26 protein-coding genes and 1 pseudogene are annotated in these 26,575 nt (G+C 62.3%); 9 read left to right on the plus strand and 18 right to left on the minus strand.

Going from position 1 to position 26,575, the window contains the following annotated elements; genetic code table 11:
• Nucleotide 1 precedes the first annotated feature (1 nt).
• The 4 genes from N2A41_RS13140 to N2A41_RS13155 form a co-directional block, all read right to left on the minus strand.
• Nucleotides 2-1,147 carry an ABC transporter ATP-binding protein gene (locus tag N2A41_RS13140; RefSeq protein WP_260108960.1) on the minus strand — a complete coding sequence of 382 codons (1,146 nt, stop codon included), beginning with the start codon at nt 1,145-1,147 and terminating at the stop codon, nt 2-4.
• A gap of 58 nt (nt 1,148-1,205) precedes the next feature.
• Entirely contained in the window at nt 1,206-2,057 is an 852-nt protein-coding gene (locus tag N2A41_RS13145) for a carbohydrate ABC transporter permease (protein WP_260108961.1), read from the minus strand.
• Nucleotides 2,057-2,941, minus strand: a complete 885-nt coding sequence (locus tag N2A41_RS13150) for a carbohydrate ABC transporter permease (RefSeq protein ID WP_162116119.1) — start codon at nt 2,939-2,941, stop codon at nt 2,057-2,059. Before N2A41_RS13150 ends, N2A41_RS13145 begins: the two co-directional genes overlap by 1 nt.
• A 201-nt stretch (nt 2,942-3,142) precedes the next feature.
• Nucleotides 3,143-4,417 (minus strand): ABC transporter substrate-binding protein, encoded by a 1,275-nt coding sequence (locus tag N2A41_RS13155; protein ID WP_170255102.1) that lies wholly within the window; start codon nt 4,415-4,417, stop codon nt 3,143-3,145.
• Nucleotides 4,418-4,612: 195 nt separating this feature from the next.
• On the opposite strand from N2A41_RS13155, the gene N2A41_RS13160 reads away from it, so the two are divergent.
• The 3 genes and pseudogenes from N2A41_RS13160 to N2A41_RS13170 all read left to right on the plus strand — a co-directional run bounded on the left by N2A41_RS13160 (nt 4,613) and on the right by N2A41_RS13170 (nt 7,285).
• The gene (locus N2A41_RS13160) at nt 4,613-5,830 is read left to right on the plus strand and encodes an ROK family protein (protein ID WP_260108962.1); all 1,218 of its coding nucleotides are present in this window, start codon (nt 4,613-4,615) and stop codon (nt 5,828-5,830) included.
• A 428-nt stretch (nt 5,831-6,258) separates the two neighbouring features.
• A pseudogene (locus N2A41_RS13165) lies at nt 6,259-6,645 on the plus strand (cupin domain-containing protein).
• Between the two features lie 112 nt (nt 6,646-6,757).
• Entirely contained in the window at nt 6,758-7,285 is a 528-nt protein-coding gene (locus N2A41_RS13170) for a cupin domain-containing protein (protein WP_170260678.1), read from the plus strand.
• 80 nt (nt 7,286-7,365) lie between these two features.
• Here N2A41_RS13170 and N2A41_RS13175 read toward each other — a convergent pair whose 3' ends face one another.
• A complete protein-coding gene (locus N2A41_RS13175; RefSeq protein WP_260108963.1) occupies nt 7,366-8,100 on the minus strand; it encodes a phosphotransferase family protein in 735 nt (244 codons plus the stop codon).
• A gap of 445 nt (nt 8,101-8,545) precedes the next feature.
• On the opposite strand from N2A41_RS13175, the gene N2A41_RS13180 reads away from it, so the two are divergent.
• On the plus strand, nt 8,546-8,881 hold the full coding sequence (locus N2A41_RS13180) for an antibiotic biosynthesis monooxygenase family protein (RefSeq protein WP_062943321.1): 336 nt from the start codon (nt 8,546-8,548) through the stop codon (nt 8,879-8,881).
• A 191-nt stretch (nt 8,882-9,072) separates the two neighbouring features.
• Here N2A41_RS13180 and N2A41_RS13185 read toward each other — a convergent pair whose 3' ends face one another.
• The gene (locus N2A41_RS13185; RefSeq protein WP_222384061.1) at nt 9,073-9,936 is read right to left on the minus strand and encodes a DMT family transporter; all 864 of its coding nucleotides are present in this window, start codon (nt 9,934-9,936) and stop codon (nt 9,073-9,075) included.
• A 90-nt stretch (nt 9,937-10,026) separates the two neighbouring features.
• Here N2A41_RS13185 and N2A41_RS13190 point away from each other — a divergent pair, with 90 nt between their 5' ends.
• Nucleotides 10,027-11,436, plus strand: coding sequence for an aminotransferase-like domain-containing protein (locus tag N2A41_RS13190; protein WP_260108964.1), 1,410 nt, complete (start codon nt 10,027-10,029; stop codon nt 11,434-11,436).
• Nucleotides 11,437-11,761: 325 nt separating this feature from the next.
• Here N2A41_RS13190 and N2A41_RS13195 read toward each other — a convergent pair whose 3' ends face one another.
• Together N2A41_RS13195 and N2A41_RS13200 are read right to left on the minus strand one after the other, a co-directional pair.
• The gene (locus N2A41_RS13195) at nt 11,762-12,163 is read right to left on the minus strand and encodes a response regulator (protein ID WP_017964915.1); all 402 of its coding nucleotides are present in this window, start codon (nt 12,161-12,163) and stop codon (nt 11,762-11,764) included.
• A 10-nt stretch (nt 12,164-12,173) separates the two neighbouring features.
• The gene (locus tag N2A41_RS13200) at nt 12,174-13,919 is read right to left on the minus strand and encodes a sensor histidine kinase (protein WP_260108965.1); all 1,746 of its coding nucleotides are present in this window, start codon (nt 13,917-13,919) and stop codon (nt 12,174-12,176) included.
• Between the two features lie 87 nt (nt 13,920-14,006).
• Here N2A41_RS13200 and N2A41_RS13205 point away from each other — a divergent pair, with 87 nt between their 5' ends.
• A complete protein-coding gene (locus tag N2A41_RS13205) occupies nt 14,007-14,561 on the plus strand; it encodes a GNAT family N-acetyltransferase (RefSeq protein WP_260108966.1) in 555 nt (184 codons plus the stop codon).
• 127 nt (nt 14,562-14,688) lie between these two features.
• Here N2A41_RS13205 and N2A41_RS13210 read toward each other — a convergent pair whose 3' ends face one another.
• The 3 genes from N2A41_RS13210 to N2A41_RS13220 form a co-directional block, all read right to left on the minus strand.
• On the minus strand, nt 14,689-15,603 hold the full coding sequence (locus tag N2A41_RS13210) for a phosphotriesterase family protein (protein WP_260108967.1): 915 nt from the start codon (nt 15,601-15,603) through the stop codon (nt 14,689-14,691).
• A gap of 215 nt (nt 15,604-15,818) precedes the next feature.
• Nucleotides 15,819-16,475 (minus strand): Vgb family protein, encoded by a 657-nt coding sequence (locus N2A41_RS13215; RefSeq protein WP_260056377.1) that lies wholly within the window; start codon nt 16,473-16,475, stop codon nt 15,819-15,821.
• Between the two features lie 49 nt (nt 16,476-16,524).
• On the minus strand, nt 16,525-17,745 hold the full coding sequence (locus N2A41_RS13220) for a helix-turn-helix domain-containing protein (RefSeq protein WP_260108968.1): 1,221 nt from the start codon (nt 17,743-17,745) through the stop codon (nt 16,525-16,527).
• 119 nt (nt 17,746-17,864) lie between these two features.
• Between N2A41_RS13220 and N2A41_RS13225 the strand changes: the two genes are divergently transcribed.
• Together N2A41_RS13225 and N2A41_RS13230 are read left to right on the plus strand one after the other, a co-directional pair.
• A complete protein-coding gene (locus tag N2A41_RS13225; RefSeq protein ID WP_260108969.1) occupies nt 17,865-18,674 on the plus strand; it encodes a DUF899 domain-containing protein in 810 nt (269 codons plus the stop codon).
• Nucleotides 18,675-18,679: 5 nt separating this feature from the next.
• Nucleotides 18,680-19,033, plus strand: a complete 354-nt coding sequence (locus tag N2A41_RS13230) for a hypothetical protein (RefSeq protein WP_222384055.1) — start codon at nt 18,680-18,682, stop codon at nt 19,031-19,033.
• Between the two features lie 95 nt (nt 19,034-19,128).
• Here N2A41_RS13230 and N2A41_RS13235 read toward each other — a convergent pair whose 3' ends face one another.
• Nucleotides 19,129-19,770 (minus strand): metallophosphoesterase family protein, encoded by a 642-nt coding sequence (locus N2A41_RS13235; protein WP_260108970.1) that lies wholly within the window; start codon nt 19,768-19,770, stop codon nt 19,129-19,131.
• Between the two features lie 194 nt (nt 19,771-19,964).
• On the minus strand, nt 19,965-20,711 hold the full coding sequence (locus N2A41_RS13240; protein ID WP_162116106.1) for an SDR family oxidoreductase: 747 nt from the start codon (nt 20,709-20,711) through the stop codon (nt 19,965-19,967).
• A 389-nt stretch (nt 20,712-21,100) separates the two neighbouring features.
• Between N2A41_RS13240 and N2A41_RS13245 the strand changes: the two genes are divergently transcribed.
• Complete coding sequence (locus N2A41_RS13245; protein WP_260108971.1) at nt 21,101-21,577, plus strand: RNA ligase family protein; 477 nt, start codon at nt 21,101-21,103, stop codon at nt 21,575-21,577.
• Nucleotides 21,578-21,833: 256 nt separating this feature from the next.
• On the opposite strand, the gene N2A41_RS13250 is transcribed toward N2A41_RS13245, so the two are convergent.
• The 5 genes from N2A41_RS13250 to N2A41_RS13270 form a co-directional block, all read right to left on the minus strand.
• Nucleotides 21,834-22,664 (minus strand): inositol monophosphatase family protein, encoded by an 831-nt coding sequence (locus tag N2A41_RS13250; RefSeq protein WP_162116105.1) that lies wholly within the window; start codon nt 22,662-22,664, stop codon nt 21,834-21,836.
• Complete coding sequence (locus N2A41_RS13255; RefSeq protein WP_017964925.1) at nt 22,661-23,491, minus strand: glycerophosphodiester phosphodiesterase family protein; 831 nt, start codon at nt 23,489-23,491, stop codon at nt 22,661-22,663. Before N2A41_RS13255 ends, N2A41_RS13250 begins: the two co-directional genes overlap by 4 nt.
• Before the next feature lie 111 nt (nt 23,492-23,602).
• Nucleotides 23,603-24,709, minus strand: a complete 1,107-nt coding sequence (locus N2A41_RS13260; RefSeq protein ID WP_260108972.1) for an ABC transporter ATP-binding protein — start codon at nt 24,707-24,709, stop codon at nt 23,603-23,605.
• Between the two features lie 2 nt (nt 24,710-24,711).
• A complete protein-coding gene (locus tag N2A41_RS13265) occupies nt 24,712-25,629 on the minus strand; it encodes an ABC transporter permease subunit (RefSeq protein WP_222384051.1) in 918 nt (305 codons plus the stop codon).
• Between the two features lie 4 nt (nt 25,630-25,633).
• The gene (locus tag N2A41_RS13270; RefSeq protein ID WP_026154219.1) at nt 25,634-26,524 is read right to left on the minus strand and encodes a carbohydrate ABC transporter permease; all 891 of its coding nucleotides are present in this window, start codon (nt 26,522-26,524) and stop codon (nt 25,634-25,636) included.
• Nucleotides 26,525-26,575 lie beyond the last annotated feature (51 nt).

Here is a 26,575-nt window from a genome sequence, read left to right on the forward strand (position 1 = left end):
GTTATCTGTCGAGGATCGTCTTGCGGGCGCTGATCGTGCGTCCGCCATCGGGCGAGAAGAGATAGAGTTCGCTGGCGTCGAGCTTCAGCGCCACGTTCTGGTCGGCGGCAAAAGGCGCGACGTAGCTGAGCTGCACCGTGATGTTGCCGGTGCCGCTTTCCGAGGCGATGGTCCTGAGATTGCCGGCATCGATGTAGAGAATGGTTTCGCGCCCGAGATGCTCGACCAGCCGGACCTGGCCGTTGATCGCCCCGCCCTGCGCCCCGTCGGCGACCACCGATATGTTTTCCGGCCTTACACCGAGCGTCAGGCTGGCGCCCTTCGCCAGCACCGTCGCCTCCGCCAGCTCGATCGTCACCGGCATGAGGCCCGGCGCCGAAACCGTAATATAGCGGCCGGAAACCTCGTCAACGGTAACGCCGAGGAAATTCATCCGCGGCGCGCCGAGAAAGCCCGCGACGAAGAGATTGTCTGGGTTGCGGTAGAGTTCGAGCGGCGAGCCGACCTGCTCGATCACACCCTGGTTCAAGACGACGATCCGGCTTGCCATGGTCATGGCCTCCACCTGGTCGTGGGTGACATAAACCATGGTGGCGCCGAGTTCGGCGTGAAGGCTGCTGAGCTCGACACGCATCTGGGTTCTGAGCGCCGCATCGAGGTTCGACAGTGGCTCGTCGAACAGGAAGACATCGGGCGAACGGGTGATTGCCCGGCCGATCGCCACGCGTTGCCGCTGACCGCCGGAAAGCTGCTTCGGCCGCTTTTCCAGCTGATCGGTGATCCTCAGGATCTTGGCGGCGCGCGCCACGGCGGCCTCAATCTCGGCCTTAGGGCGCTTGGCCATGCGCAAACCGAAGCCCATGTTCTCCGCCACCGTCATATGCGGATAGAGCGCGTAGGATTGGAAGACCATGGCGATGCCGCGGTCCCCTGGCTCCTGTTTGCTGACGTCGCGGCCGTTGATCAGGATCTGGCCGGAGGAGATCTCCTCCAGGCCGGCGATCGTTTTCAAAAGCGTCGACTTGCCGCAGCCGGAGGGGCCGACCATGACGATGAACTCGCCCTGCGCTACGGAAAGATCGATGCCGCGCAGCGCATGATAGGCGCCGTAATTCTTGTTGATTTGTCGGAGTTCGAGACTGGTCATGCGTCCTGGCTCTCTGCTGTTGAAATCGGAACTTCCAAGGGCCCGTTGTCGAGATCGCTCATCCCTTCACCGCGCCCATCGTCAGACCGGCGATGAAGTGCCGCTGCATCAGGAAGAACATGATAACGGGCGGCACGGCGACGACGATGGTGCCGGCGGAAATCAGGTTCCAGGCCGAGACCCACTCGCCGCGGAGATTGGCAAGGCCGGCAGTCACAGGCTTGACGGAGTCGCTGACGGTCAGCACCACGGCCCAAAAATAATCGTTCCAGATGAAGGTGAAGATCAGGATGGCGAGTGCGGCCAGCGCCGGCCGCACCAGCGGGATCGCCACATGCCATAACGTCTGGAAGGGAGACGCCCCCTCGGCGCGCGCCGCCTGGAACAGCTCGTCGGGTAGTGCTGCGATGAAATTGCGCATGAACAGCGTGGCAAAGCCCGTCTGGAAGGCCACATGGAAGATGATCAGCGATGCCGTGGTATCGATCAGGTCGAGCCGGACCATCAGGTCGCGCACCGGAATCATCATGATCTGGTGCGGCAGGAAATTGCCGCCGACGAACAGCGCGAAGATCAGCATGTTGCCGGGAAAGCGGTAGCGCGACAGCACATAGCCGGCGAGCGTGGAGAGCACCAGCACGCCGATCACCGAGGGAATGGTGATCGTCAGGCTGTTGAGGAAGTAGCGGGCCATCGGTGTCTGCGTGAAGACATCAGTATAATTGTCGATGACGCCGATCCCGGTCGGCCATCCCCACAGATTGCCGCCCATGACATCCTCGGTCGAGCGGAAGGAGGTGAGGATGATCGCAAACAGTGGGCAGAGCCAGAGCAGCAGGACGATGACGACGGCGAGCACGTAGAGGCGGCGCTGCCAGATGGCGCCATCGGGAATGGGACGAGGATACATCAGCCTCCCCTTTCTTCGGTATGGATGATGCGGCTGAGGTACCAGACGATGAAGGCGGCCATGATCACGAACAGCACGGAGGCGATCGCCGCGCCGTAACCGAAGCGGTAGGAGAAAATCGATTGTTCGAACATCTGGTAGGCGAGAACCGAGGACGAACCGAAAGGACCGCCGTTCGTCATCACCGACACCATGTCGAAGGACCTGAGCGCCCCGACGACGGTAACGGCAATGGCGATGAAGGTAACCTGAGTCAGCTGCGGCAGCACGATGTGCCACAACATGTTCCAGCCCCTCGCCCCATCGACGCGCCCTGCCCCGATCAGCTCTTCGCTCAAATTGTTGAGGCCGGCGAGATAGAGCACCATGCAGAAGGTGATCTGCGGCCAGAGCGCGGCAATCACGATCGCGAAAGTGACGAAATGCTCGTCGGAGAGAACCGCTGGCGCCGTCGCCCCGAACGCCCTGAAGATCAGCGCGAGCAACCCGAACTCCGGCGTATAGACCCAGGTGAAGACCACGCCGACCGTCACCGAGGCGAGCACCAGCGGAATGAAGAACAGCGATTTCAGGAAGCGCATGCCGCGGATTTTCTGGTTGACCAGCAGCGCGATGGCGAGCCCGAGAGGTGGTGCCGCCATGAACATCACCAGCCAGATCAGGTTGTTCTTCAGCGACACGTAGAATTGCGGATCGTTGTAGAGTTCGACGTAATTGCCGAAGCCGATCCAGACCATCGGGCCAAAGCCATCCCAGTCGTGCAGGCTGATCCAGAGACTTCTGACCGCCGACAGCAGGATAACCGTGAAGAACAGCACGATCGCGGGCGCGATGAGCAAAGTCGGGGTAAGCCACCAACGCTGGCGGCGCCATAATGTCAGCATTTCAGGAGCCTCATTTACGACAGAGCAAGCGGTGAAGCTGCCCCTCATCCGGCTGCCGCCACCTTCTCCCCGTAAACGGGGCGAAGGGGATGTGCCGCAACCTCTTCGTCCCTCGCCAACGTCCCGTATGGCACGTCCCCTCTCCCCGTCCTTACGGGGGAGGGTTAGGGTGAGGGGCAAGCGTCAAAATGCCTTCCAGGCTCAGATCTTATAGATCCGCTTGCGCGTGCCTTCGAGGCGCGTGAGGATGGCCTTGCGCCGGTCGGGCTTGGCCATGAACTCCTGGAAGCCGACGAGCCCCGCCTGCGCCATGTCGGGGTCGCTGTCGCGGTCGTAATATTGCGACGTGCCTTGCACCGTCTTCATCGTCTCGACGGCGATATTGACCAGCGGATCCTTGCTCGGCGGCAGATCGCTGCGCGGCGGCACGTTGCCGCCCGGCTCCAGGTAGGCCGCCAGATTCTCCGGCTTGTAGAAATAGGCGAGGAATTCGCGTGCACCCTGCTTGTTCTTGGCCTTGGCGGGAATGTGGATCGAATTGACCGAGAATTCCTCGAAGTGGCCGACCTTGGCATCGAGCACCGGGAAGGTCGCATAGGAGAGCTGCGGCAGATCTTCGGCGGTGAAGGCCGAGCGCAGGAAAGCGCCGAGGTTCATCATCCCGGCCTTCTTCTGCGCCAGGAGCGCCGCGGCCTCCTGCCAGCCGAAAGACGTGTGGTTCTCCGTGAAGAACCCCTTCGAAATCATCGCCTCCCACTGATCGAAAACCGCCGTCAGCGCGGGATCGAGATAGCTCATCTCACCGTTCATCAGCGCCATATGCTTGTCGAGGCCGTTGATGCGCAGGTTCATCTGGTCGAACCAACCGGCCGCCGGCCATAATTCCTTGGTGCCGATCGCGACCGGCGTGATGCCCGCGGCCTTGCACTTGTCGCCATAGGCCATGAACTCTTCGGCCGTCTTCGGCACGGTGAGACCATGCTGCTCGAACACGTCCTTGCGGTAGAACATGCCCCAGAGGGTGCCGCCGGTGGGAAGGCCATATTGCTTGCCCCCGTCGGTGACGGCGCCGGCCGTAGCACCCAGCACGTCCTTGTACTTCTCCTTCTCGAAAAGGTCGGAGATGTCGTCAAACAGGCCGCGCTTGACGAAGGCGCGCATGCGGTTGCCCGAAAACCAGGAGCAGACGTCAGGCGCGCCGGCGACGAGATAGTTGCGAATGGCCGTCTTGTGGGCCTCGTGGTCCATATTGTTGATGACGACGTTGACGCCGGCTTCCTTGCTGAAGCTCGCGGCGATCGCCTTCAGCGCGTCGAGTGCGGCGCCATTGTTTTCGGCAGAGATCATCGTGACCTCCTGGGCCTGCGCGATCGCCGGGATCGGAAAGCTGCCGCTAACCGCTGCGGCGGAAACCAGCCCCGCGCCCTTGAGGAAGCGTCTGCGGGTGGTCGACGGAAATTGCTTCAAAAACGTCATTGAATTCCTCCCAGTTGATCGATCGACATCTCCCGACCGTCGCCTCCTCCATGAAACGACCGACCAGGCATTCAATGCTGCGATCCGCTCCGCGATTCCTGCGATAATCCGCTTGGCTGAGTTGATCCGCGGCCGAACTTATGCATAGATCGAACCGGCCCGCAATAATTAATTTACAAAATTAAGGAATGCATCGTGAAACTGAAAGGCGACCAGACCACGGCAAGAGCCATGAACCGACGCCTCATCCTCAACCTCCTCCGGCGGGAGGGGCCGAGGAGTCGTGCCGACATCGCCACCGTCATCGGCTTGAGCCCGGCCGCCGTCACCTTCGTCGTCGCCGACCTTCTGGAGGAAGGCATCGTCATCGAAGGGAAGACCGTGCCCGGCCTCACCGGCCGCCGGCCGATCCCGGTGGATATCAATTACGAACACGCGCTTGCCGTCGGCTTCAAGCTGATGGTGGATTCGGTAGAGTGCGTGGCAACCGATCTTGCCACCAACCCCGTCGCCGCCATGCGGGTAAGCCTCGACGGCCACCAGCCCGATAGGGTCGCAGACCTGCTGGCGGGCACCGTTCCCGAACTGGTGAAGCTCGCCGGCCGGCCGAACGCGAAGCTCGCCGGCATCGGCATCTCCATGCCGGGCGTCATCAACCACGAACAGACGGCCTGCGTGCGCAGCTACCGATTCAAATGGGACAATGTCCCCCTCGCCTCGCTGGTCGCCAGCCGCGTCCATGTGCCGGTCTGGTTGGAAGACGACACCAATGCCTATGCCATCGCCCAGCAACTCTTCGGGCTCGGCCGCCAGCATCGCAACATGGCCGTTCTCGCCGTCGGCGTCGGCATCAGCTGCGCCCTCGTCATCGACGGCAAGCTCTATCGCGGTGCCAATGGTGCTGCCGGCAAATTCGGCCACACGCTTTACGAGGAGAACGGCCGGCTCTGCGAATGCGGCAAACGCGGCTGTCTGATGGCCTATCACTCCGAAGCCTCGATGCTCCGGCGCTGGCGGGAAGCGACCGGTCGCGAGAAACTCGGTCTACCGGAACTGTCGGCTGCGCTCGCATCAGGCGATACCGTCGCCCTCGCCCTCGTCGCCGATTCCGGCCGCGGCATCGGCACCGCCCTTGCCAATCTCGTCAATATCACCGACCCCGAAGTCATCGTCGCCGGCGGCGAAGCCGTCTCCCTCGGCGATCCTTTCCTGACACCGCTGCGCGAAGCGCTCGCCGCCCGGACTTTCCGGACTGCGCCTCCCCTCCTGCCCGACTGGGAGGACAATTCCTGGGCGCGAGGTGCGGCTGCGCTGGTCACCCAGAAAATATTTGACTTCGAGGCGTCGGGCGGCGTTACCGACATCGCCAGCTTGGCGAGTGTCATGACCGCGGGTTCGTCGTCGGCGGCGTAAAGCCGCGAGAGATCGGCGGGATTGCTTGCCGGGTAAGGCGTGCCGTGCAAAGCCCCCCTTTGGCCTGCCGGCCATCTCCCCCACAGGTGGGGAGATTGGCTGGGCTCACCGGCTTCCCAAACAATGAGCGGCCAGCACGACGAAACTATAGATGGGCAGGAAGTTCAAGCCACTTGTGATCTCCCCACCTGTGGGGGAGATGCCCGGCAGGGCAGAGGGGGCTCCAGGGCACACCCTATCACAAGCAACGTAGGCCAACCGATGCCGGCCCATCTTGGACAGTTATCTCACGCAAAACAACCCAGCCGCGCCGCAGATATACTGGCTTACAAAAATGGGGGTTCGCCGACACATCCCTGGTTCACTGATCGACTTAAATCCCGATACGGCCAACCGGTCGGAAAGGTCAACTCAGGAAGGATGACGACATGAAAATGATCCAGGCTATCGCGCTCGCCCTCGTTCTCGGCGGCGCAGCTGCAGCACACGCAGAACAGCCGCTGCAGCGCACCGATCTCCTCAAGAACGATATCGACGTGCCCGGACACGAGGTCGTGCAGGTGCGCGTCGATTTCGCGCCCGGCGTTCTCGCCCCCAGTCACTCGTATCGCGGCGAGGAGATCGCCTTCGTTATCGCGGGAACGCTGGAATACCAACTCTAAGGCAGGCAGCCGGTTACCCTTAAAGCCGGCCAATCCTTGTTCAATCCCACCGGCGTCGTTCATTCTGCGAAGAATGTCGGCAGCGGCAAGGCGTCGGAATTGGCGACCTACATCGTTCGCAAAGGGGCGCCGCTCGTCGTGCCCGCCAAGTGAGCCGTTCGTGTGCTGCGTGGGAGCCGCCGTTTCACCCTTGCGGCCGCCTTCCATTCACGGCAGCATGCAGGTGTCCCCAGTCATCTGAACCTCTCACATCAGGAGGATTACCATGGCAACGTTGGAGCGGCCGGCCTTTGTCGTCCATTGGAGCGAGATCGAACAGCCTGACAACTCGCATTATGACGATGACGACGAGCTGATGAGCATCGGTGCGCCGTTCGGACGCTTTTTCGGCCTGGCGAAATTGGGCATTCATCACGAGCGCTTGCCGCCTGGCCGGCGCACATCCTTTCCGCATGCCGAGAGCGCCGAGGAAGAATTCGTCTATGTCATCGAAGGCGCACCCGACGTCTGGCTCGATGGCTACCTCTATCGGCTGAGGCCCGGCGACGCTGTCGGATTTCCCGCCGGCACCGGGATCGCCCATAGTTTCCTCAACAACACGCAAGCCGAAGTGCACCTCCTCGTCGTCGGGGAGCGCCATAAGGCCGAAAACCGGATCTTCTATCCACTCCATCCTCACCGCCGACCGCTGCTCGATGATTGGTGGGATGACCATCCCACTCACGCCCTCGGTCCGCACGACGGAATGCCGGACCTGGTGCGGGAAGCAAAGGACAGAGGAAGCAGCGAATAGATCAGCCAGGCCGATAGCCGGCCGCAATGGTGGCCTCGCGCAAAGCGGAGACCAACGGTCGGCTGGAGCTTCGACAGTTATCAACTCACGCCAGCCAACCGCAACAGCTCGTCATTTTCGTGCGCAACGCCTTCCGTCAGCCGGGCGGCGGCAATCGGGGGAAGCCAGGCCAGAATGCCGCTGACTTCCGATCCGGTGAGCGAGGCGTAAGCTTCGACATAGCCCATCGCTCGGTCCGGCATCGCATGGTGCAACAGCACGTATGTTCGGCAGACATCGGCCAGAGGATTGCCACAGGAGGCGTCGAGCCAATCGACGATCATGAACCCCTGCCCCGAGCCGTGAACATTCCAGGGGTGGAAATCGCCATGACACACGCTGTCGCCATCTGGCAGGGATTCGAGTTGCGCCAGAAGCCGATTTCTGGATGAAGAATCCAAGTGCTCGGCCCGGCGGATCCTGGCGAAAAGCCTGGCCATGAGAGACGGCAACCCGTCGCCGGGTTTTTCGTGAATTCTTCGATGCAGTTGCGCCATGTCTTCAAGTGGCGCTCTTCCTGCCGTCGAGACGAATTGGTCGGCAAAACAGTAGCTGGACGCGCGATCCATCAACACGCCCCAGCGCCCATCGAATTCACCGACCGCGTGAACCTTTGGCGCCGGCAGCGCGAGCCTCTCAAGGATCGACAGGTTCGCGGCCTCCCTGAATGACGACGCCTTGGAGGCGGCTCGCCTGTACAGCTTCAGCACCAAGGCGCCATATTCGAAGACTTCGGCCTCTTTACCCGAACCAAGGATCCGACCGATTTCGGTCATTGCAGAACCTCCTCTGAAGCCAGGACAGCTCGCGGAATTGTCGCGTTCACCGTCATCGCAGTCTGTCATGTCGGCGAAAACAGTGTAACGAATGTCGAGGCCCGCACCCGCCGACGGCACAAGATCGGCGCCAATCACACTGATTTTATCGCCGGATTAAAGCGTATCGCGGGGTGCCGATCGCGCAGGCTGACACGATCATCCCCGTCAAGCCAAAACAAAACTCGTCAGTTGGACGTGTCATTCCCTTGTCGCACATCGGCCCGCCGCATATCTTCTCGGCAGCGGCCGCGCTCCGATATCATGGCAGCCATGGCGGAATGCCTCACGATGAAAGGCAATCCGCCGCATCTAAGATTACTCGCTTTCGCAGTATGCCGAGAGCATTGCGATCGCGGCGCTGAGCCGCGCATGATGACGTTCATAGCAACGGATCGGAGCCCAAATGTCCATCGCCGCTTTGCCTGAACCGCCATACTACATGGTCAGTTTTTCCTCTCAACGAACAAAGGTCGACAACGGCTATGGCGAGATGGGTTATGCGATGACGGAACTCGCAAAACAGCAGCCGGGCTATCTAGGCTTCGAAAGCGCACGCGGGGCCGACGGTTTCGGCATACTCATCTCGTATTGGAAGGATGAGGACAGCATTCGAGCCTGGAAATCCGTCGTCGATCACGTTGAGGCGCAAAATCGCGGTCGGTCAGACTGGTATACTCGGTATGAAATCCGTATTGCGCTCGTCGAGCGAGCCTATGGATTCAATATTGAAGAGACATGAGTTGGCTTGTTGAAGGAGTTCTACGACAGCCCAAGAGCAGATTCGATCTCCTCATACTCAGATGCTGAATGACTTCACGGCCGAATTGGCGAAGCGTCTTATTCGCCTGCCGGCACCTCCCCCGCTTAAGAAGAGAACGCGGTAGCGGTCTCGCCCTCCTAAACTTATCCTCTGTAAAGCGACTGACAGGCCTACCGCGCAAACCTGCGGGCGCCGGCGACGCAGAGGATGACGGCAACGGTCACGGCGAGCATGGCTGAGGTCACGGGCTCGTGCAGCAGGGTTGCGGCGAGCGCCAGGCCGAAGAACGGCTGGAGCAGTTGCAGTTGGCCGACGGCGGCGATGCCGCCCTGCGAAAGGCCGCGATACCAGAAGATGAAGCCGATCAGCATGGAAAACAGCGAGACATAGGCAAGGCCGAGCAGCGCCGGCGTTTCGACGCCGGAGAAGGTTGCCGGCCGATGCAAAAGTGCCACCGCGACCGTCACCGGCAGCGACAGCACAAGCGCCCAGGAAATCACTTGCCACCCACCAAGCGTGCGCGAAAGCCTGCCGCCTTCGGCATAGCCGAGGCCGCAGACAATGACAGCCGCCAGCATCAGCAGATCGCCGACCGGCGAGGCCGTCAGGCCTTGTGTCAGTGCAAATCCCGCCACCAGCGCGCTGCCGAGAACCGAAAAGGCCCAAAATGCCGGCTTCGGCCGTTCTCCGCCACGGATCACGCCGAAGATCGCGGTTGCGAGCGGCAGCAGGCCGATGAAGACGATCGAATGGGCTGAAGTGACATGCTGCAGCGCCAAGGCCGTCAGCAGGGGAAAGCCGACAACGACGCCGAGCGCCACGACCGCCAAGGAGAGGATATCACCTCGGCTCGGCCGCTTCTCTCTGAAAGCGATCAGCAGGCCGAGGGCGATGAAGCCGGCGATCGCCGCGCGCGCCACGGTGAGGAAAACCGGATCGAACTGCATCACCGCCACGCGCGTCGCCGGCAGCGATCCGCTGAAGATCACCACCCCGATAAAACCATTGATCCATCCCGATGCCATGCGGTCCATGATGCGCTGCACTCCTTCATTCTCTGACTCTTATCGGCCAACACGGATGGTCATGACAGTGACAGTCTGATACGATTTTGCGAAACTGTAGTGATGCAGAAAGCAATACAGATGAGCGAAGGACGTACACGCGTGGAGATGGTCGCCGCGACGATCAGGCAACGCATCGCCGGGCGCAGCTTGACGCCGGGCGCAAGACTGCCTTCCGTCCGGGGGCTGGCTGCGACGTTGAAGCTGTCAACTTCGACCGTCGTCGATGCCTATGAGCGCTTGGTCGCCGAAGGCGCGATTCTGGCCCGGCCAGGCTCGGGATTCTACGTTGCCAACCAGACAGCACCCTTTGCGCTTGCCGAGGCCGGGCCGAAGCTCGACCGCGCGGTCGATCCGTTTTGGATATCGCGGCAATCGCTGGAGGCCGGCGAAGCCGACCTGAAGCCCGGCTGCGGCTGGCTGCCGTCCTCCTGGCTGCCGGGAGACGGCATGCGCCGCGGGCTCAGAACACTTGCCCGCGCCGACGGGCCGGCGCTTGCCGATTACGGCTCGCCGCTCGGCTTGCCGCAATTGCGCCAGCTGATTTCCCGCCGCATGGGCGAACGGGGAATCGAAGCCTCCCCGGACCAAATCATGCTGGCCGATTCCGGCACGCAGGCAATCGATCTGCTCTGCCGCTTCCTGCTGGAACCCGGCGACACGGTGCTGGTCGACGATCCCTGCTATTTCAATTTCCATGCGCTGCTGCGTGCTCATCGAGCAAAGATCGTCGGCGTGCCCTACACACCGTCTGGTCCCGATATCGAGCTTTTTGCGCAAGTCGTCGCCGATGAGCGTCCGCGGCTCTATATCACCAACTCCGCCATCCACAATCCGACCGGCGCAGCCCTGTCTCCCGTTACGGCTCACCGGGTTCTAAAACTCGCCGACCAGTTCGACTTGACCATCATCGAGGACGATATCTTCGCCGATTTCGAATACACGCCGGCGCCCCGCCTTGCCGCCTTCGACGGGCTCGAGCGGGTCATTCACATCGGCAGTTTCTCAAAGACCCTGTCAGCCTCGGCGCGCTGCGGTTTCGTCGTGGCGAAACCGGAATGGATCGATGGCCTGACAGACCTCAAGATCGCCACCTCCTTCGGCGGCGGCCGGCTAACGGCGGAACTGGTGCTGAACGTCTTGAGCGACGGCAGCTATCGCAAACACATGGAGACGCTGAGACACCGGCTCTCCCGGGCGATGAGCGAGGTCTCGGCCAGGCTGAAGAATCTCGGCATAACGCCCTGGCTGGAGCCTCAGGCCGGAATGTTCCTCTGGTGCCGGCTGCCAGACGGCATCGATGCGGCTGATGTGGCGCGCGCCGCACTGGGAAAGAGGATCGTTCTGGCTCCCGGAAACGCATTCAGCCTGTCGCAATCGGCCACGAATTTCATGCGCTTCAACGTGTCTCAAACGCTCGATCCGCGGGTGTTCGAGGTGCTGGGTGATGCGCTGGCAGGAAGGGGATAATGGAAGGCGAGCCGTCGCGGATCAAGCGCCTTGCCCCGCGAAACGTCTGTGGCGAGGCAACAGCAAGCGCCTTGCTCCCTCTTCTCCCCAGCGGGGAGAAGGTGGCCCGAAGGGTCGGATGAGGGGGCTGCACGGCACACCATTCATTGCCCTTCACTTGCGCTCAGCGCATTCGCTCCTATCGTCGCTCACCCCCTCAACCGCCTGCCGGCACCTTCTCCCCGCTGGGGAGAAGAGATTCGTGGCGACGCCTCGCCCTTCCGGAAAGCGTCTTTTGCGGAAATGGAAGACATGTGCTTTCTTCCCTCGTCCCGCCCGGTAACCCTCAGAACGACCGGTGAACCGCCTTGTCGTTGGCAAGACGGGTCACGCAGCCTTCGAGCTTGGCGAGCAGCAGATCGAAATCGAGCGGCTTCGTCAGATAGTCCGCCGCTCCGCCGCGAAGGCCGGCAAGCGTGTTTTCCCGGTCGGTCAGCGCTGTCAGCAGGATGAAGGGAATATTGGAGAGCTGCGGATGATTGATCTGAATTTCCGCCAGAAGCTGGTGCCCGTCCATCACAGGCATCGAAATATCGCTGATGACGATATCGGGCCATTTCGACAGGATCATTTCCAGCCCTTCGGCGCCGTTCGAGGCCACGAGCGTCTTGTAACCGGCTTCGCTCAATTCTTCGACGAGGAGGTTCCTGATCTCGACTTCGTCTTCTATGCACAGGACTGTAACCATGAGCTCTTCCTTAAGCTGCGACTTGTTGATCCGACAACAGAAACTCTATTGGCAGAAGAATGGTGAATGTTGTGCCCTTGCCGAGTTCGCTCGTCACCTCGACGGTGCCGCCGTGCAGTTCGACGACCTGCTTGACGACGTTGAGGCCGATGCCGGTTCCGGCAATGCCCGTCGCGCTGCGGGCACGGTAATAGGGCTGGAACAGCTTCGGCAGATCCTCGGCATCCATGCCGATGCCGCCGTCGGAGATGGCAATCTCCACCGTCTTCTCGTCGGTCCGGGCGCGAAGATGAATATTAGGCGCGTTCGGCGAATATTTGACGGCGTTCGAAATCAGGTTGGTGAAGACCTGTTCCATCGCGCTGCGGTCGAATGTCAATACATCAGGTATGCGCTCGAGATCGAGATGGAACAGATGCGAGCGGCTGAGCTGGCGCTGCCTGTCGCAACAGGTGACGAGCAGGGCCTTCAGATCGCCTTGGCTGCGCTTCAGTGTGATCTGCCCGGTTTCGAGCCGGCCGCTGGCGAGGATGCTCTCCATCAGGTCGACCATGCGTACGACAGCGCTGCGGATCACGCCGGCTTTTTCGTGAACGTAATCGCCGCTGACGTTGGTGATCGAGCGGCAGAGCCGCTGGGCAGCGGCATCGATGATGGCGAGCGGCGTGCGAAACTCGTGCGAAGCCATGGCGACGAACTGGCGCTGGAGCACATTCACCTGGCGTTCGTGCACCAGCAGGCGATCCAGCTCCTCTCTCTGCCTTTCGATCTCGGCTGTTCGATCGGCCACCATCTCTTCCAGATGGTTGCGGTGGTGGGTGAGCTGCGCCTGGCTGTCCAGCAGGGTCAGCGAGGTCCGATGCAGACCTCGTCCGAGCCAGAACACGACGGTGATCAGCAGCGCCAGGCAGCCGAGCCCCGCCGGCGCGATCTGCCGAAGCAGCATGAATCCGGGCAGGATAGGCGGCCACACGAGATAGCCGATCGTACCGCCGTCATGGGACGACACAGGCGCCTGCGCCCGCTCGTCCTCACCCTTCGAAGGCGCGAAATGCAATCCTTCGAGCCGCGCATAATGGGCGATGCTTTCGGCAGCTTTCCCATCGATGAACTTGACCGAGATGGCGATGAACTCTTGACCCGCCTCGATCTGCATCCGGGCCGAGCTCGGCAGAATGGGACGTGCGCTGGCAATTGCCGGCCTGTTGCCGATCATGATCGTGCGAACCACAGCCAGTTGACCAAGCGCCTCTGTGCCGGGCTTTGCAGCCCGCTCGACGAGAGCGGCGCGCATCTCTCCGGCAAGCGCGGTCATTTCTCGGCCGGCGTCATTACCGAGGCGGGGCGGCATGGCATCCGCGCCGTCGCGGAATGCAAACATCAGGCGATTGGCATCGTCGAAGATATAGGTCCTGTCGTGCCCGAAATACCGGCTCGTCCACCGGCCGACGTTATCGAGCAGCCATTCATGGTTCCGCTGCTTGGCATAAAGGAAGGCATCGTCCCATTTTGTGACGCTTTCCTGCTCCCGGGGAAGGGCCGCGATCTGCTCTTCCAATCCTTGGCCGACGAAGTCGGCCTGCCGGCGCAAAGAGAGATCATCGACCTTCACCGCGGCAAGCCACGCAAATCCGCACAGCAACGCAGCAGCCGCACAGGTGAGCGTCACCAAGACGAATGTAATGTGGGATGTGAGCCCAACCTTCAATACCTGCAACCTTTTGATGGCGCCCGCCGCCGAGAAATTGACACGCAAAGGTTGACGGACCGTGAATTATGCGCTCCCGTGCGGGTCTGCGGCAGGTCTCCGATAGGCATTTCGCAACCGTTGAAGGAGAAGCATATGGATGCAGCAGCATTATCGGATACGCCAGGCATCAGGTTCGAACCGATCGCTCCCGTTCATATTGACAGCTTTCATCACGCGCTCGACGTGGTCGCGCGGGAGAAAAAATACCTGTCCATGCTGGAAGCAACTCCACTGCCGCAGACGCGCGAGTTCGTGATGGGCATGATTGCGAAAGGCAATCCGCAATTCGTTGCCATCGCGCAGCACCAGGTCGTCGGTTGGTGCGACATCAGCCGGCATTTTTTCCCGTCGCACGCCCATCGCGGAAAACTCGGAATGGGGATTCTTCCCGCCTATCGGGGCAAGGGTCTCGGACGACGGCTCATCGAGACGACATTGAGAGCCGCACAGAAAAGCGGTTTTGCCCCGGTCGAACTCGATGTTTATGAAGACAACGCCCGTGCTATCGCTCTCTACGAAAAGATGGGATTTGCCCGCGAAGGCATCGTCCGACGTGCGGCACGTATCGACGGTCGGTTCATCGATGCGATCAGCATGGCGCTTTTGTTCGACGAGCGCGGGGCGGCTGTTATCGCCGAGAATTCTTGAAGGAATCCAGCTGACGAATGCGACGCCATGCATCGGGCTTAGCGAGGGCGATCGCTGGACCGGGTTTTGAGGCAATTCGAGGTATCGCGACATGATTATGCAGGCTCCAGTCGCCCGGCCACTTCCCCTATCGGGCGAAAGCCTCGAATGGATTCTCATGGGTCAGGCGCATCAAGGTCCCGTCGTCTATGCCCCGCCGTTTCAACTCGGGCAGCAAGACCGTGGAAAGATGGGTATACGGTTTGGGTATCCCGCCCATCGGCAACGCCGGATCGAACCAGCCGCGGTCATGGCTCAACAACATGCGATCGCCGCAGCCCGCCTGCAGCGCCCTGATCACCAACTCAGCCACCTCGTTGTCCCCGCCCCGGCCGACATGGTCATACTCGATCCAGGCGCCTCGCTCGGCGACGGCAACGTTATAGGCGAAGTCCTTTTCTTCCTGCGTGTGGATCGAGATGAACCTGTCGGCCCTGTAGCCCTCCGCTTCGATGACATCGAGCTGGTCCATGACGACCCGTCCTCTGATCGTATGACTGCCGATGACGGCGTCTGTCTGGGCCGCGGCGCGCGCTGCTGCCCGCAGTATTTTCGTCTCGAGCGCCGTCATCCCGTCATCGCCGGCGCTGAGCTTGATCCAGCCTGCCTGGAATCCGGTCTCGTCGATCTGCTCCGTCAGCTCGCGAAGCATCCACGCCTCCAGCTCCTTCTCGGAAGCCTGGCGGACCCATTCGGGAATCCAGGGCTCGCGGTAATTGCCGGTGGGCACGACGATCGGAAAATCCGTCGCGAGCGACACGGCAAGATCGATATCCGCGCGGCGCCCGACGCCGCCTGTCGAGCATTCGACCAGTGCCGTCACCCCGAGCTTCTTGATCCGCTCGATTTCGGGAGCCATCAGCCGAACGACGTCTTCGGTCACCGCTTCGGCATAACCGGGCTGGTCCGGCGTCCTGAGGTCGACGAAGACGTGCTCGTGCGGGAGGATCATCCCAAGTTCGGATTTGCTCTTAGGCCCGAGCGTCGTGCGCAGATGTTTCAAAGTCTCTCCCCGCGATCATACCGGCTTTGCGTACAGGCCTCGACCGACACTGCCGCGAAAGTAGATCGTCACGTAACGAAATCAATCGCTCACTCGATTGAAATTCCCACAACTTGACCCTTGGTGTCGACTTCCAACTTGGCTCCCGGATTGCTGACGAACTGAATGTCGCTGGGGAAAGATATGCTGCATCGGCCTCTTCGGCGTCGCATCGGCTACTTCCCCTTCGCCTCCTTGCTCTGCGCCGGCCGGCTGATCGCGCGGACCTTGCCGCTGCCGCCACCGCCGCAGAAGAAGCAGTCTCCGCCGTCGGATTCGAGACCGGAGACGCCGGTTCCCTCGGGCATATCAAGCCGCTCCAGCACCTCCCCCGTTTCGGGGTCGATGCGCCTGACGTCGCTGTCATCGCCCTCCCAGGTACCGTGCCAGAGCTGGCCGTCGACCCAGGTGACGCCTGTCACAACGCGGTTGGATTCGATGGTGCGGAGGATCTTGCCCGTCTCCGGGTCGATCTGATGGATCCGGCGCCCCCGGTGCTGGCCGACCCAGAGCGAGCCTTCGGCCCAGGCAAGGCCGGAATCGCCGCCATTGCCGGGCGCCGGGACGGTGGAAACGATACGTCCGGTCTTCGGGTCGATCTTGTGAATGACGTCCTCGGCGATCTGATAGAGGAACTCGCCGTCGAAGGCCGTTCCGGCATGCGATGCAACTTCGATCGAGCGCACCACTTCGCCGCTTGCGGGATCGAGCGCGTTCAGCCTGTCGCCCGAGGCGAACCAGACGTGCTCACCATCGAAGGTGACGCCGTTGACGCGCTCGGCGCCGGGAAAAGGTCCATATTCACGGATGATGGTCGCAGCCGATTTTTTCATCTCTTCTATCCTGTTCGCCCGTAGGGCCATCTTCATCTGTCAGGCCATATTAGTCGCTTGGCAAAGGTCCCGGGAGTAACAAGATCGTCGGGAAACCGGGCAGTGGCGGGCTCATCCAACGCCTTGCCCGCCCGCGCCCGAAGGATTGCACCTTGCTCTCCCCGGCAAGAGAATCCAGCGCCCGCTGCACGGTGCGCGGGCTGGCGCCGAGCGCGATCGCCAGCGCCGAACTCGACCACGCCTCGCCATCGGCGAGAAAGGCGAGCACCGCCCCATGCTGGCCTTCGACCAGCGGCGCCAGCACGACGGTCTCGCCGGCGCGCCGAGGCGAAAGCGCAAAGCCGCGTTTCGTCGCCGAAACCTCGGCGAGCGCCCGCAACTCGGCGCGCAACCGGCCGATCTCGACGCGCAGCCGGGCACGATGCGATTCATCGGCATGTTTGCCGCGGAAGGCACGCGCGACCAGCGTACCCCTGGCCATATCCCCCGGCCAGGCTTCGGCAAGCGCGCGGGCGAGCGCGAAGAGCACAGGCCGCGTTGCCAGCGACACGGAAAGTTGATCGTCGAGCACGACATGACGGCAGGCATCGACGACGAGCACACCCGAACCTAGCAACTCTTCCACCTCCTCAAGCCGCAGCGGGTTTTCCCGCCAGCGCGAGATCATCCGTGCCACGGGTGCGTTGAGTACGTCGGCGGCATTTTCCACCTCCGCCGTCAATACGGGCATACCGGCCTCGCGCGCCGCCTGCCTTGCCCTATCAAGCGCCGCACGCGCCGCTTTCGTCTGCAGGCGTCTGATCGCGATACCCGCGACCACCAGTTCGTGGGCAGCCCTTGCCGCCGGCGGCAGCGGCGTCGGGTCGAGTGTTTCGAGCGCCCGCTCGGCCTCGTCGAGCCGGCCGATCAGCACCAGCCGGCGAAGCTCGACATTCCTGGCGTGGGCGGCGTTGACCCTGTCGCCATGCGCTTCGAGCACCTTGCGCGCCGCCTCCAGCGCTTTTGGCGGCCAGGTGAGATCGCGCGAGACCAGCGCGATCTCGGCCTCGGCGACCACGCAGCGGGCTCGCGCCACCGCCTCCCGCGGGCCGAAAGCACGCGCCGCACTCTTCAGCAGCGCCTTGGCACGGACGAGATCGCCGAGCTGCGCCATCGCAATGCCGCGCAGCGCCAGCGCCGGCGCATCGTCGCGCAATGCCACCCGCTTCAGCGCGCCGAGCGCGTCTCCCACTGCCAGCGCCCGCGCAGCTGCCGTGATCAGCGAGTCCATTCAAATCCCGTCACACTTGTCACTCCCACCCTTGCCCTGCCCGGCCGTAGCTTTGTCGTCGACCGGCAAGCAACCCGCGCCGGGATGGTACGACGAGAAACAGGCAAAGGAGAAGACCCATGACGATACAACTCGGAACACGGCAGCAGTGGCTGGAAGCGCGGCTCGACCTGCTCCAAGAGGAGAAGGCGCTGACGCGGCAGAGCGACGCGCTGGCGATGAAGCGCCAGCAATTGCCCCGCGTGAGGATTGACAAGGAATACCGCTTCGACACCGAGGCCGGCAACGTTTCGCTGAAGGATCTCTTCGGCGGCCGTTCGCAGCTCCTCGTCTATCATTTCATGTTCGGGCCGGATTATACCGCCGGATGCCCCTCCTGCTCGTCGATCGCCGACGGCTTCAACGGCTTCTTCGTCCATCTCGAAAACGACGACGTCGCCTTCACCGCGATCTCGCGCGCGCCGCTGGCAAAGCTTCTGGCATTCCGGCAGCGCATGGACTGGAGCTTTCCCTGGGCCTCCTCCTCCGGCAGCGACTTCAACAGCGATTTCAGCGTCTGGTTCACCCCCGATCAGCAGCGCCAGGGCGGGATAGAATATAACTACCGCCGCGAGCCGCCCGCTCCCGAACAGTCCGCCTCCGAACCATTGGCCGGCAGGACCGTGCAGGAATGGCAACTGCGCGGCAGCGAGGGACCGGTCGCCCAGATCGCCGCCATGACCGAAACGGATGTCGCGACCTACACCCGCGACCGGCCCGGAGTCAGCGCCTTCGAGCTTGCCGACGGCGCCGTCTACCACAGCTATTCCAGCTATGCCCGCGGCCTGGACGGGTTATGGGGCATGTACCAATGGCTCGACCGCGCCCCCAAGGGCCGCAACGAAACCGGCATCTGGTGGCGCCACCACGACCGGTACGGCAAGGAGTGACGCCGATGCTGCTTTCCGCCCACACTCCAGAGCGAGGCGACGGCAACGTCGCTCTCAACGCCGCCGAATGGCTCTCGCTGGCCGCCGCAGCAGACGGATCAGTTGCTAAGCCGAGCAGCGGCATCGCTAGCCGGGGCGGCCGGATCGCCGCCCACACCGCCGATTGGCTGTCGCTCGCCGCCGCCCCGACATTCGCTGTCATGGCGCTGCTGACAGCCACGACCGGCAGCATCGACATGATCTGCATGACGGCGCCGGATGCCTTCCCGATTGGCGGAATGGTGCCGATGTACCTGCTGATGAGCGGCTTCCACCTGGCGCCCTGGCTACGGCTCGCCGCCGCCGGCTGGCGGGTCTGAGTGGGTGGCGTCGCGCCCTCTTCTCCCCGCTGGAGAGAAGAGGCAGCAAGCCGCACTGCCCCTCCCGTAATATCTCCCTGCCGGCCCTCCCACGTTCACGCCCTCGCCTCGATAAAATCGATCGGCCCGCCAGCAAACTCGTCGTCGAAGACCGCGCAGGAAAGCTTGCCGCCGAAGACGCAGCCGCTGTCGATGTTTGTGCGGTTTCCCGTCGTCATGGGGTTGGACAGTGATGGCGTATGGCCGTGGACGAGGTGCTTGCCCCAATATTCGCCTGGCTCACCGGCCACGAACCGCATCCATAGAAGATCGTCCTCGCTCTGCCGGTCCAGCGGAAATGCCGGATCGACACCGGCATGGACAAAGATACGATGCCGATCGACATGCATGAGCGGACGATCGGCCGCCCATTGAAGATGCTGAGGCAAAACCCTGCCCCCATAGGATATTTCGGTCTCCAGCCCGCCGTTGCCGAGCCACACGGCTCTGCTCTGACCGTCGGCATAGGCTGCGACCATCATATCCTCATGATTGCCTTTCAGGCAGATCCATCTCCACGGCTCAGATGGACCGGCAATGATCCGGTCGAGGACACTTTTGCTGTCAGGCCCACGATCGATATAGTCGCCAAGGAAGACCACTGTCCCTTCAGGCGCATAGGCCTCGATAAGATCGATCATCCTATTCAGGGGATCGATACAGCCGTGGATATCACCTACGGCGAATGTGTAGCGCATGTTTCAACCCTCTCGGCTGCTGCGACGGCCCGCGGCCAAGGACGTGGAGGCGCGCCAGGACATTGTGCCGAGGCTCGCACCGCTCGCCGCCCGCCCATCACCAACGAAAGCCAGTCGCCGTCGCGAAAGCCGACTCAATCTCCGGCATTTATGGCGGTTGGCTCTCCTTCCGCTTGAGGCAATCGCCACAACGCTCAAGCCTGTTCAGTGGGGTAGAGCGTCAGGATATTGACATTGACCCTGCGCGGCTGCGTCACCGCATAGACAATGGCCGCGGCGACGTCCGCGGCCTCCAGTTGCTCCATGTCGCCCAGCCTTTGCTCCACCGCCTCGCGGACACTGGCGCGCATATGAGAGGTAAACTCGGTCCTGACGGCGCCGGGCTCGATGCAGGTGACGCGAATGCCATCCCGGCCAATCTCGCGCCGCAGCGATTCCGCCATAGCGCTCGCCGCATGCTTGGTTCCGGAATAGACCGTCGAGGGATGAATGTACCGGCCGGTGCCGGAGGAGACGATGACGATATGGCCGGTCCCCTGCCGCTGCATCGCCGGCAACGCCGCATGGATCGGATAGAGCAGCCCGAGGAAGTTGACCTCGACCATCTCCCGATACTCGGCGGTGGTCGTGTTCCGGAACGGCGCGGCAACGCCGACGCCGGCGACGCAGAGCAGCATGTCGAGCCTGCCGAAATCGCCGATCGCCCGCTCCACCATCGCCACAGCCTGTGCCTCGTCGGACACGTCGGCCTCGATCGGCAGGACCTCACCGCCGCGCTCGCGGATGCGCTCCGCCAACGCCTCGAGGCGCGGCATGCGGCGGGCGGCGATCACCACACTTGCCCCTTCCTCCACCAGCGCCAGAGCGGTCGCCGCACCTATGCCAGACGAAGCGCCGGCAATGAGGGCGACCCTGCCACTGAGCTTTTTGTCTGTCTGCATACCGGCTCTCCCGTCTTTTGGTTCAGGGTGAAATTATCGGCAATTAGGCTGCGATGATCATAGCAACAATGCTATATAAATCGAACAGACTATGTGGACTTCGAGGCATAATGCGCGGCAGCGACTCCGCGGAGCTCAAGGCGTTCGTGACCATCGTCGCGCAGGCGCGGTTCCGGGGGCAGCAGAGACCGCTCGAAGAAACCGCAATGGATCGTAGGATGACAACCAGACAGGGCACCCGTCAGCGATCGCCGTGACAGTCGCCGAAGATGCCGATCCACGGACGCTTGGCGCATCAATAAAGCCGGGCGTTGCGTACCATCAAGGGCAGCTTGTAGCCCTAAGGCGACCTTGCATTGTGCGGTCGCCACCGGGTATGCGTTCATCCCATGAAAAAATACGGACGAACCTATCACCTGCCGATTTCGCCCGGAGCGACAAGCGACGATAAGGTCATGGCGAAGCTTGACGGGCTGATGATCGCCGATCTTGTCATCACCGAGAAAATGGATGGTGAGAACACGACAATTCATCGGAGTGGGTCTCACGCCCGCAGCCCCGACAGCCGTTACCATTCGTCGCGCGATTGGCTTAAAGCCTTTGCCGCCGGGATCAGCCCGCAACTGGCAGACGGCGAACGCATCGTGGGCGAGAACCTCTATGCCCGGCACTCGATCGGCTATGATGATCTGCCGTCATACTTCCTCGGCTTTGCATGGATTATCGAAGGCGAAGTTCAGTCCTGGGATCTGACTCTGGCTCGGTTCGAAGAACTGAGCATCGTTCCCGTGTCGACTCTGTATCGGGGACCATACAAAGCCGGCCTGTTCGAGGATACTGCGGCCTCGCTGGATAGGACCAGCTAGGAGGGGTTTGTCGTTCGGATCGCTGATGCCTTCCCAGAAACCGAAATGCCAGTTCGCATGGGCAAATATGTGCGGGACAACCACGTTCAAAGTGAAACGCATTGGATGCAGTCGGAACTCATTCCCAATCGCTTGGCGAATCACTGACGGCCGCTCGCCACCCCATCCGCCATTCCTGTGATTGTCACAGGCATGGCGGATGGGGTGGCGCTTCTGCCAAACTTCACACCGGCGCAATGCCGAACCACACCCGCGATCACCCCTCCGTAAAACTGCGGCGGATCGCCTTCCAACTCTCGGCATCCGGCGCCAAGAGCAGCCGGCCCTTGGTCATCGCGGGACGATAGGCTTCACCGCTGAGCAATGCCCCGTAGCCGCCGGCTTCGTGATGGATCAGCACGCCGGCGGCGTGGTCCCAGGGTTTGAGCTCGGCGTTCAGCGAAAAACTCATCGCCCCCGATGCCACCGACCGGTACTCATAGGCCGAGCAGCGCCATGTGGTGGTGCGGGCAAAGTGCAGCATGCTCCGAGCGTAGACCGGCTGCTCCTCGGCGGGAAACATATGCAGCGGCACGAAGCCGTGCATTTCCCCGATCGGCCTCGGCGGCGCGACGCTGAGCCGGGTCTGCGTGCCGTCGCCGGCAATATGCCACGCCCCTCGCCCCTGCCGGGCGGCGAGGAATTCGCCGGTCACGGGATAGTGGATCAGCCCGGCCACGGTCTCTCCGCCGGAGACGATCGCCACGATCATGCCGAACAGTGGCAGGCCGTGGGCGAAATTCCAGGTGCCGTCGACCGGATCGATGATCGCGGCGAGATCGGCGTCGGCAAGCCGCGCCAATACGGCGGGATCGACCGAAACCGCTTCTTCGCCGATGAGCAGTGCCTCGGGAAAGCGCGCCGAAAGCGCCTCGGTGAGCCGTCGCTCGGCGCCGAGATCGGCATCGGTCACCAGATCGTCGGGCGCGGTCTTGGTGCGAATGCCCTCGGCGGTGATGCCGCGGAAGCGGGGCAGGATTTCCGCCTTCGCCGCCCGGCGCATATCCTCCATCACGGCGAAGAATACGTCATCCGACACCTCCCTCATGCGCGGCGTGCCTCGATATAGGCCTTAAGCGCGGCGGGTTGGTCGGTCTGGATGACGCTGATGCCGGCCGCCATCATCCGTCCCCAGATCGCGTCGGGATCGGCAAGCGCCGCACTATCGGTCAAGCCGCAGCAGGAGACCGGATCGAGCGTGTTGACCCAGAGCGAGATTCCGGCGTTACGCAGACGCGCGTGCTGGCCGGCCAGCGTCTCAAGCGCATCGAACTTGGCTTCGCACATGAAGGGGCGCGCCGCGATAACTGCCTTGGCGGTCTCTTCGGCGCTCCCGACCCTGAAGAACGCCTGGCCCATGAACGGAATGCCGTCGATCCCGGGCTGCCTGGCGAGCCAAGCCAGCGCCTCCGGCGTGTCGGCGCGAGCCTTGAGATCGACCTGGTCGGCCATGCCAATCTCTTTGACCTTGGCCGCGACGATGCCCATCATCTCAAGGTCCTTGAGGTCGAGATCGACGAAGATGCGGCCGCGCACGGTTTCGAGCACCTGTTCCAGCGTCGGAACGGTCTGCGTCGTGAACGGCTGGTCCGGCCCGCCATCGGCCATGCGCAGCCGCAGGCTGGTGATCTCGGCGATCGTCATCTCCTCGGGGATGCGATCGATGCCAGCCATGCGCTCTAGCGTGTCGTCGTGCAGGATGAACAGCACGCCATCGGCGCTCTGGCGGATATCCACCTCAACGATGTCATAGCCGCCGGCAATCGCATTCTCGATTGCCGCAAGGCTGTTTTCGGGAGCCTGATGCCAGGCACCGCGATGGGCGACGATGGCGCAGGCGCGCGACGGGTCGGCAATGTGGTCGATGTATTTCATGGGATTTCCTCTAGAACAATTCCAGCAAAAGTGCGCAGCGGCTTTGCGTCCGGAATTGTGTAAAACAAAGAGATAGAACGTTTCCGTGTTTCGGAGAAAAACGGTAATGTTCTAGTTTGCGCCGAATGCGCCTGGTATGGCCCTGCCGCTTTCCGCATCGAAGAGATGCAGGCGGGAGGCAGGGAAATTGAGAGAGAGTTGGCTGTGATCCGGCATCTCGACGCCGAAGGGTGTCGCGATCCTGATGACTGAGCCGCCGAGCGCGGCTGCCAGGATCGCGTGCGAGCCGAGATCCTCGCGAAACCGCAGAGCTGACGTGACCACATGTCCGTTGGCCCCGCCACCGATCAGGATATCCTCTGGCCGGATGCCGAGCTTATAGTCTCCGGTGAGCCGGGCTTGCGCCACCACCTGCCCGTCGGCGAGCCTGAGCACCGTGCCGTCGCCGGTGACCGGCAGGATATTCATCGGCGGCGCGCCGATGAATTTGGCGACGAAGACCGAGGCCGGCTGGTGATAGATCGCCTTCGGCGTGTCGAACTGTTCGATCCGCCCCTTGTTGAGGATGAGGATGCGGTCGGCCAGCGTCATCGCCTCCACCTGATCGTGGGTGACGAAGATGGTGGTGGCGCCGATGCGCCGGTGCAGTTCGGCAAGTTCGACACGCATGTCGTGCCTGAGCTGCGCGTCGAGGTTGGAGAGCGGCTCGTCGAATAGAAGCACGCCGGGCTCGCGTATGATGGCGCGGCCAATCGCGACGCGCTGGCGCTGGCCGCCGGAAAGCTGTACCGGTTTGCGGCCGAGGAAATCCGACAGCCCGAGCATCTTCGCCACCGCCCCGACCCGCTCGATGCGCTCGGCCTTTTGCATACCGGCGACCTTGAGGCTGTAGGCGATGTTGTCGAAGACGCTCATATGCGGATAGAGCGCATAGTTCTGGAACACCATGGCGCAGCCGCGGTGTTTCGGCTCCAGATCCTGCACCTGCCGGCCGCCGATGACGATCGTGCCGCCGCTTACCCGCTCCAGCCCCGCGATCATCTGCAGCAGCGTGGACTTGCCGCAACCGGAGGGACCGAGCACGACGCTGAATTCACCGGCCCTGAGCTCGACATCCATCGGCGGAATGATGACGGTCTCCGCGTCATAGGCCTTGGTGACGCCTGACAGCGTGATGTTGGCGGCAGCAGCGCGAATGGCTATGTCGATGGCGTTCATGGCTATTTCTCCGTGAGAGTAAGGCCCTGGACGAGATAGCGCTGCAGCAGCGCGATCATCGCGAGCGGAAATATGGAAACGATGACGGCGCCGGCCATGATCATCGGAAAGTCGGGAATCTCTCCGTCCGAATCCGGCACGAGCCGCGCCAGCCCGACGACGGCGGTCTGCATGTCTGACGTCGAGGCGGCGACCAGCGGCCAGAGATATTGCGTCCAGCCGCTGAGGAAGGTCAGCACGAAAAGCGCGCCGAAACTGGTACGCGACAAGGGCAGCAGGATATCGAAAAGGAAGCGGATCGGCCCCGCCCCATCCATGCGCGCCGCTTTGAGCAGATCCTTGGGCAAGGTGAGGAAGAACTGGCGGAACAGGAAGGTGCCGGTGCCATGCGCCACAAGCGGCGCGATCAGTCCGAAATGCGTGTTCAGCACGCTCCATTCAAGCTTTACCGGCGCGCCGAAGACTTGGGCGATCAGCCCGTTCAAACCGGTGATATCGAGCAGCGCGTTAACCGGCGAAAACACGTTCGACGCGGCCTGGTAGGTGGTGATGACGCGGATCTCGATTGGCAGCATGATGGTCGCCAGAATCAGCGCGAAGACCACACCCGCCCAGCGAACACGGAAATAGACGATGGCATAGGCCGACAGAAGCGACAGGACGCAGGTCGCGAATGCGTCGCCGAAGGCGACCACCAGACTGTTCAGCATCTGGATCGGGATGTGCGTCTCGGTGAAGATGTGCGCCGCATTGGCGAAAAACTGGTCGCCGGGATACCAGGCGAGCCCGTTGCGCAACATGAATTCATAGGATTGCGAGGCTGTCGTCAGGGTCAGGTACAGCGGCCCGAGGATATAGACGATGCCGACGATGAGGACGAGGCTGGCTGCGATATTGAGGGAACGTGCGTTTTCGATCATGGGGTCACCGCTCGTAGTTGATGCGCCGGCCGAGGAAGAGGAATTGGGCGGCGGTGAGGAGGACGACGAAGACCATCAGGATCGCCGTCTGGGTCGAGGCGCCGGAGAGGTCGTAGCCGCTGAAACCGTCGGTGTAGATTTTGTAGACGAGCAACGTGGTGGCCCCGCCCGGACCACCACGGGTGATCGTATCGATCAGCGCGAAGGCCGAGGTGACACTTTCGGTGAACTCAAGCACCAGCGTCAGGAAGAGCTGCGGCATGATGAGCGGCAGTTGCACGTCGAAAATCCGCCGCCACGGCCCCGCCCCATCCATTGCGGCTGCCTGGTGCATGGTCTTCGGGATCGACTGCAGTCCAGCGAGCAGAATGACGAAATTGAACGGGATGCCGCCCCAGACATGCGCTGCGATCAGCGTGATGAAGGCATCCGTGCCGTCGATGCCGGGCGCCCAGATGCCCGGAAAGGCTGAGTTGAGTGGCGCGAGCACGCCGACGAACGGATTGAAGATGAAAGCGAAGACGACGCCGATCGAAGCGCCGGCAACCCCCTTCGGCCAGACCAGCACATTGCGCGCCGGCAACGACAGGCGGATCTTCCGGTCGGCCGCGACCGCAAGGATCAGCGGGACCACCACCGCGAGTGAGGAGGCGGTGACCATGAAGACGATGGTGCGCCAACAGCCCTCCCAGAACTCCGGATCGGAGAACACCCGGGCGAAATTGTCCCAGCCGACGAACATCGAACCGCCACCGAAGGGGCGTTCGAGGAAGAATGACCAGTAGAAGGCCTGAAAAACAGGCACGTAGAAGAAAAATGCGATCAGCAGCATGAGCGGCGCCACCAGCAAAAGCGGCAGCCAGCGATGGCTGAAGAGAGAAGATTCCGACATCATGGAGAAGCCCTGCATTGGGAGGACCGGCATGGGTGTATGGGTCACATGCCG

It is taken from the genome of Rhizobium sp. SRDI969, assembly GCF_025152725.1.
GTDB lineage: Bacteria > Pseudomonadota > Alphaproteobacteria > Rhizobiales > Rhizobiaceae > Rhizobium > Rhizobium leguminosarum_I.